Below are 5978 nucleotides of genomic sequence, written 5' to 3'. Positions count from 1 at the left end.
GCTGGCGTCCGCCCTGACGAGGGGGTTGTGGCTGGCGTCCGCCCTGACGAGGGGGTTGTGGCTGGCGTCCGCCCTGACGAGGGGGTTGTGGCTGGCGTCCGCCCTGACGAGGGGGCTGTGGCTGGCGTCCGCCATGACGAGAGGGTTGTGGCTGGCGTCCGCCATGACGCGGGGGTTGGGGGCTGCATTCGCCATGGCGTGGGGGCTCGGGCCGGCGTCTGGCATGACGAGGGGAAGAGGCTGGTGTCTCATCGCGAGGACACCGCGCGCCGCCGATCGACCTACAGCGCGGCCAGCGAGGTGTTGCGCAGGTCGGTGATCAGCATGCTGCCGGGCGCGTGGGTGATGCAGAATTCGGGCTTCACCTGTGCGATCACCGCTTGCGGGGTCACGCCGCAGGCCCAGAAAACCGGCATCTCGTCGGCGCCGATGGGCACGGCGTCGCCGTAGTCGGGTTTGTCGATATTGGCGATGCCGATCGAGGCGGGAAAACCCAGATGCACCGGCGCGCCATGCACCGACGGGAACCGGGTGGTGATCTGCACCGCTCGTATCGCGTCCGCCGGCTTCATGGGGCGCATCGACACCACCAGCGGGCCGCTGAACGCGCCGGCCGGGACGCAGGGGATATTGGTCCGGTACATCGGCACGTTGGACCCGCGGGTGATGTGGCGGACATCGATGCCGTCCTCGACCAGGGCTTCCTCGAACGAAAACGAGCAGCCGATGGCGAAGCTGACCAGGTCGTCGCGCCACACATCTCGGACATCGGTGGGTTCGGAGATCAGCTCGCCGTGCTGCCAGACGCGATACAGCGGCAGGTCGGTGCGGATATCCAGGTCGGCACCCAGGGTGGGAAAATGCGGATCGCCGGCCTCGGACACCGCCAGCACGGGGCATGGTTTCGGATTGGCCTGGGCGAACCGCAGGAAATCATGCGCCAGGGCTTTCGGCAGGATGACCAGGTTCGCCTGCACGTTGCCGGACGCCAGCCCCGATGTCGGACCAGTGAACACGCCCGTCCGGATGCGCTGTCTTTCCCGCTGCCCCGCATTGCCGCGGACATCCGTGATCGCGTTCATCGCCGTGCTCCATCACTGGGTCGCGGCACGCTAAAGCCCGTGCTATATTGGCGCAACAGGAGGATCTTCATCGATGAGCACGCCCCCCTTTCAACTCGGCAAGATCGGCCATGTCGCGCTGTATGTCGCCGACATCAGGCGCTCCACCGAATTCTACCGGGACGTTCTGGGGTTCCAGGTCTCCGACACCTATGAAGACGACATGATGCCGGGCGGCGCGGTGTTCCTGCGCTGCAATCCCGACCATCATGGGGTGGCGCTGTTCAAGGCGACGGAACAGAACCCGGCGGGCGCCGGACTGCATCACCTGGCGTTCGAGGTTCCGGCACTGGACGATGTGGTGCGCGCCCGGGCTCATCTGCGGGAACACAATGTGCCGGTCGACTTCGACGGCCGCCGCCGGGCGGGGGTGCAGATCGCGGTGGAATTTCGCGATCCCGACAACCATCGGCTGGAGATCTACTGGGGTATCGACCAGATCGCCCAGGGCGAACAAGCCCGTCCGGCGAGTGAGTGGAAAGGTGCGCTCAGCCTGGAATCCGCCATTGCCGATCCGGTGAAGGGGCAGGACACCAGCCTGAAGGACCCGAGCCTGCTGACGGCCTGAAACGGCACGTTCATGCTTTGCCGCTGATGGGTTCGGCGTGATATCGTCGGTCTATGGGATACTGGGGTAAGATCATCGGTGGCACCGCCGGCTTCTTTGTCGGCGGACCCTACGGCGCTGTGGTTGGCGCCGCGTTGGGGCATGCCGCCGATTCGGGTTCGGTTGAGAGCATCCGGCGTCCGTTCATGCAGGGTACGGCATTCAATCCGGCTCGCATGGCGGGTTTGCTGGGCCGGCGGGAAGAGGTGTTCGCCATCACCGTCACCGTCCTGGCGGCGAAGCTGTGCAAATGCGACGGGCCGGTGAAGCGCTCCGAAATCGATGCGTTCAAGCAGAATTTCCGCATTCCGCCGGCGTCGGCCCGCGGGGTCGGCCGGCTGTTCGACCAGGCACGCGACAGCAACGACTCGTTCGAGCCGTACGCGGCGCAACTGGCGGAAGCCTTCGACGACAATCGCGGCATGCTGGAGCAAGTGCTGACCTCGCTGTTCAAGATCGCCCGAGCGGACGGGCCGCTGAACGCGCGGGAACAGGAATTCCTGCGCCGGGTGTTCCGGCGGTTGGGGCTGGATCAGGCGTCCTGGGATCGTGCGTTCGGGGAGATTCCGCGCGCGGCGATGCCGGTCGACGATGACGATCCGTATCTGGAACTCGGGGTCACGCGCGCGACCAGCGGGGAGGAGCTGCGTGCGACGTGGAAGCGGCTGATGCGGGAGAATCATCCGGACACGCTGGCGTCCCGCGGCGTGCCGGCCGCCTTCGTTGCCCGGGCCAGTGAAAAAGTCGCTCGGATCAATGCGGCCTGGGACCGCATCAAGCGGGAACGCGGATTGTGAGGCACCGGGGGGTTCCGTCGTGGCTGCGGGAGGTCCCGCCCGCGACGTCCACCCGCCCAGCCCTGCCGATCGTGGAACTGCCCAGTCCCAATCATGACGAACGGGGTTGTGCGGTGGATATGCTGATCCTGCACTATACCGGCATGAAGACGGGGCAGGCGGCGCTGGACCGGCTGCGTGACCCGGCGGCGGCGGTATCCTCGCATTATGTCGTGGAGGAGGACGGGACGGTATTCCGGCTGGTGCCGGAGGGTCGTCGCGCCTGGCACGCGGGCGTGTCGCATTGGCGGGGGCATACGGCGCTGAACGCGCGCTCGATCGGGATCGAGATCGTCAATCCGGGGCATGAATGGGGGTATCGGGATTTCCCGGTGCTGCAACTGGCCGCCGTCTGCGATCTTTGCCTGCTGGTGCTGGCCCGGCATGGCATTCCGGCACGGAATGTGGTGGCGCACAGCGACGTGGCACCGGACCGGAAGGAAGACCCCGGGGAGCGGTTCGACTGGCGCGCATTGGCGGAGAACGGCGTCGGTTTGTGGCCGGAGGAATCGCCTGATATCGGAACGACGGGGGCGATCCGCGATGCGGCCACATTGCGGCCGGTGCGGGCCGCGCTGGCGGAGATCGGGTATCGGGTGGCGACGGAGGGCGCGCTGGATCCGGCGCTGTCCGCCGTGCTGCGGGCGTTCCAACGGCACTGGCGGCCGGAGGCGGTCACAGGGCAGGCGGATGATGGGACGCTGGTGCGTCTGTTGGGTGTGCAGCGGGCGGTACGAGGTGGTTGACGCGCGATCGGTGGGGGGGTATTCCGCCGCCTCTCGTTGGATGGCGGCGTAGCTCAGCGGTAGAGCAGGGGAATCATAATCCCTTGGTCGGTGGTTCAAATCCGCCCGCCGCTACCATCCTAAGAATCTGATAAAACGATATATTCTCGGCCAATTCGGCGGCAGCGCGCTGAAAGTCAATTTCCCCTGACAGGACATTGACTGGACAGCGGGGCAAAAAGGTGCCCGTCGGCACCCTGCATGAGTTCGCTGGGCGTCACCTCTCCCCACGGGACGACTCGCTAGCCTGTGCGCGACTCGGAGCGGCGATTCCGGGTGTCACTTAACCCCACAGGATAAATTGGCAGCCGAGTCGGCCGTTCATACCGATCGGCAGTCAGTCCCCACACGATGGTCAGGATCGTAGTTTCGTTTATTGCGTTTGGGTTCCTGAGATGGCATACTCACTTCACGAAAAGGAGAACATTCATGGGATCCGCAGCACTAGGCCTCCGGCAACCAGCTGTGTTGTCAGAGACTGAGCGAAAGGATGCCTTGGAGGCTAGCCGGGTTGTTGCCCGGCTAACGGGACGCGGAGCTGTGCGCGTCGAGGCTGTTCTTATTCGCGACAACGAGCCACCGCAAACCTTCGTACTGCCGGCGCCTGCCGTGCAGTTGTTGACGGACATGCTTGTTCATCTTGGTGCAGGCAGTCCAGTAACCGTGACACCTGAGCATGCCGAACTAACAACGCAGCAGGCCGCCGACTTCCTAAACGTGTCTCGTCCGTGGATCGTTAAGCTGATTGAGCGGAACGAGGTGCCACATCGCATGGTAGGCACGCATCGGCGCATTCTATTTTCGGACCTGCGTGCCTACAAAGATCGCATGAATGCGTCGCGGCGCCGCGCCCTCGACCAACTGGTGGCCGAAGCTCAGGCGGTGGGCGAATACGAATAGGGCATGTCGCTGGATGGCGTTCACTGCCCTATTCGACGCATGCGTACTTTACCCACCATCGGTCAGAGACGTGCTGCTGAGCCTCGCTGTCACGGACTTGTTCTGCACGAAGTGGACACACCAGATCCAGAATGAGTGGATAGAGGCAGTTCTTCGTGCCCGTCCGAACCTATCCGAGTCTCTACGACGCTCTCAGCATTTCATGCATGAGGCGATTCCGGATGCGACCGTAACGGGGCATGAAAGCTTGATAGATGGTCTGGCTCTGCCGGATCCGGGCGATCACCATGTGCTCGCTGCGGCCATCGTGGGGAAGGCGGATGTCATCGTGACGCTCAATCTCAGGGATTTTCCAGATGAGGCCTTAGCGCCGTTCCAAATAGAAGCACAGCATCCGGACGAATTCATTGCTCACGTGCTGACCCTTGCTCCACCGACCGCATTAGGAGCGATCAAAGAGATGCGTGCCCGGCTCAAAAATCCCCCCTTCACGCCAAGCGAATATCTCGATCTCCTGGCGCGCCAGGGATTGCCACGGACGGTTGCGATTTTGCGGGATAACATTGCCCTCGTCTGAGTGATTAATTCACCTAATGGGGTGCCGGTAACAACGGAACCGAAAGTTCGATTCAGTGGCAGTAGATGACCGAGGTGGGGCGAGGTCTCTGTGGTATGACCAACGCCGAAATCTTCGCCAATCGCCTCTCGAGGCAGCTTCCCCACGTCAAGCGCGGGACTTTACGCATATGGGGCGAATGGTTTGGACGGCCCTACGACAACATCCACACGATAATTGCCGCTGTCGCTCGGGGTGACACGCTCATCCTCTCCTTCGACCAAGGCGAGACACTTACGATTGAAAGTCCGGGCAAGGCCACCTTCGATCAGTATACTTTTCGGATAAATGTGGCATCGCGTGTCCACTGGGAGTGGTTCTACTATGGTCGCGAGCGTCTCCCTGAGAATCTACAGTATCTCGACTACGTGCTCGGTCCTGAGGGATCGACGCTGAACACCAATTGGCGCTTCCGGCGACCACCCAATCAACCGCCCGCAGGACCAGCAGCCGAACTTGTGTGACGGCAGCCAACCACCCATTGCCACCCTACACCTGGATGCAGAAAATCACCGTTTGATGCATGCGAAGGCGCCGACGGCCCAATCTGGGCGGCTTGTTTCTGTGGCATGCATAAACTCATACATCTATCTTCGGCCTGTGAACCATGCTCCGCTCGGTTTTTGCAATCATCCGGGCGAATCCATGCTGGTCGGCTACATGCGTGTTTCCACGTCCGAGCAGAACCTCGCGCTTCAGCGTGACGCCCTGGAGGCTGCTGGCTGTGAGCGCCTCTAAGCTGCGCAACAATCAGGAGTTCGCAATGGACAAGGATCGGGTCAAAGGCGCTGCGCACGAGGTCAAAGGCGGGCTGAAAGAGACCGCCGGCAAGGTCCAAAACGCCGTCGGTGGCGCGAAGGACGCGATGAAGAAGTAAGCCTCACGAGCGGGTGGGAGCTTTCTGCTTTGAGCGGCCTCCCTTAGCAGTATCCCTTACCCCGCTTCTCGGCTGCCAGCCCCTCCGCGGACGATTGCGCCGGCGCCAAGGCGTCATGCAGATCCGTCTTAACCCGGCCTTGCCGCGCGACAATCAAGGTGAGAATCCCCGTCAATCAGGATGAGAAAGTTTCCGGGGCGTGGGGTGAAGGGAGGGCGTAGCCCGACCGAAGGCCT

At 63.0% G+C, this 5978-nt stretch carries 9 protein-coding genes, 1 tRNA gene and 1 pseudogene; 9 read left to right on the top strand and 2 right to left on the bottom strand.

Translation table 11 applies throughout. From position 1 onward, the window contains the following. Together GSQ89_RS38575 and GSQ89_RS18950 are read right to left on the bottom strand one after the other, a co-directional pair. Positions 1-195: hypothetical protein (locus GSQ89_RS38575; protein ID WP_216856269.1), on the bottom strand; the 195-nt coding region annotated here is incomplete at its 3' end. Between the two features lie 86 nt (positions 196-281). Beyond that, complete coding sequence (locus GSQ89_RS18950; RefSeq protein WP_158928076.1) at positions 282-1082, bottom strand: putative hydro-lyase; 801 nt, start codon at positions 1080-1082, stop codon at positions 282-284. Between the two features lie 73 nt (positions 1083-1155). Between GSQ89_RS18950 and GSQ89_RS18945 the strand changes: the two genes are divergently transcribed. The 9 genes and pseudogenes from GSQ89_RS18945 to GSQ89_RS18905 all read left to right on the top strand — a co-directional run bounded on the left by GSQ89_RS18945 (position 1156) and on the right by GSQ89_RS18905 (position 5742). Beyond that, on the top strand, positions 1156-1689 hold the full coding sequence (locus GSQ89_RS18945) for a VOC family protein (protein WP_158928074.1): 534 nt from the start codon (positions 1156-1158) through the stop codon (positions 1687-1689). Positions 1690-1742: 53 nt separating this feature from the next. Next, positions 1743-2525 (top strand): TerB family tellurite resistance protein, encoded by a 783-nt coding sequence (locus GSQ89_RS18940; RefSeq protein ID WP_158928072.1) that lies wholly within the window; start codon positions 1743-1745, stop codon positions 2523-2525. Positions 2526-2644: 119 nt separating this feature from the next. Further along, complete coding sequence (locus tag GSQ89_RS18935; protein ID WP_158928702.1) at positions 2645-3310, top strand: N-acetylmuramoyl-L-alanine amidase; 666 nt, start codon at positions 2645-2647, stop codon at positions 3308-3310. A gap of 42 nt (positions 3311-3352) precedes the next feature. After that, positions 3353-3427: transfer RNA gene (locus GSQ89_RS18930), tRNA-Met, on the top strand. A 462-nt stretch (positions 3428-3889) separates the two neighbouring features. Beyond that, the gene (locus GSQ89_RS18925; protein ID WP_216856268.1) at positions 3890-4249 is read left to right on the top strand and encodes a helix-turn-helix domain-containing protein; all 360 of its coding nucleotides are present in this window, start codon (positions 3890-3892) and stop codon (positions 4247-4249) included. Positions 4250-4262: 13 nt separating this feature from the next. Then, complete coding sequence (locus GSQ89_RS18920; protein WP_158928070.1) at positions 4263-4826, top strand: PIN domain-containing protein; 564 nt, start codon at positions 4263-4265, stop codon at positions 4824-4826. A gap of 95 nt (positions 4827-4921) precedes the next feature. Further along, positions 4922-5329: a hypothetical protein gene (locus GSQ89_RS18915; protein ID WP_158928068.1), complete on the top strand. Its 408-nt coding sequence runs from the start codon at positions 4922-4924 to the stop codon at positions 5327-5329. Between the two features lie 181 nt (positions 5330-5510). Next, positions 5511-5594 (top strand): annotated as a pseudogene (locus GSQ89_RS18910) (recombinase family protein); the annotation flags it as partial. Next, entirely contained in the window at positions 5590-5742 is a 153-nt protein-coding gene (locus GSQ89_RS18905) for a hypothetical protein (RefSeq protein ID WP_158928066.1), read from the top strand. The pseudogene GSQ89_RS18910 and the gene GSQ89_RS18905, both read left to right, overlap by 5 nt. Positions 5743-5978: the final 236 nt, after the last annotated feature.

It is taken from the genome of Acidisphaera sp. S103, assembly GCF_009765975.1.
In the GTDB taxonomy this organism is placed as follows: domain Bacteria; phylum Pseudomonadota; class Alphaproteobacteria; order Acetobacterales; family Acetobacteraceae; genus Rhodopila.
Note: the sequence above shows the minus strand (reverse complement) of the source record. Positions and strands in the feature narration are given on the sequence as shown.

Bases quoted from the DNA above. Each gene is read 5' to 3' on its own strand.
- GSQ89_RS18915 (WP_158928068.1), top strand. From the start codon at position 4,922: ATGACCAACGCCGAAATCTTCGCCAATCGCCTCTCGAGGCAGCTTCCC.
- GSQ89_RS18950 (WP_158928076.1), bottom strand. From the start codon at position 1,082: ATGAACGCGATCACGGATGTCCGCGGCAATGCGGGGCAGCGGGAAAGA.
- GSQ89_RS18920 (WP_158928070.1), top strand. From the start codon at position 4,263: ATGGCGTTCACTGCCCTATTCGACGCATGCGTACTTTACCCACCATCG.
- GSQ89_RS18940 (WP_158928072.1), top strand. From the start codon at position 1,743: ATGGGATACTGGGGTAAGATCATCGGTGGCACCGCCGGCTTCTTTGTC.
- GSQ89_RS18945 (WP_158928074.1), top strand. From the start codon at position 1,156: ATGAGCACGCCCCCCTTTCAACTCGGCAAGATCGGCCATGTCGCGCTG.
- GSQ89_RS18935 (WP_158928702.1), top strand. From the start codon at position 2,645: ATGCTGATCCTGCACTATACCGGCATGAAGACGGGGCAGGCGGCGCTG.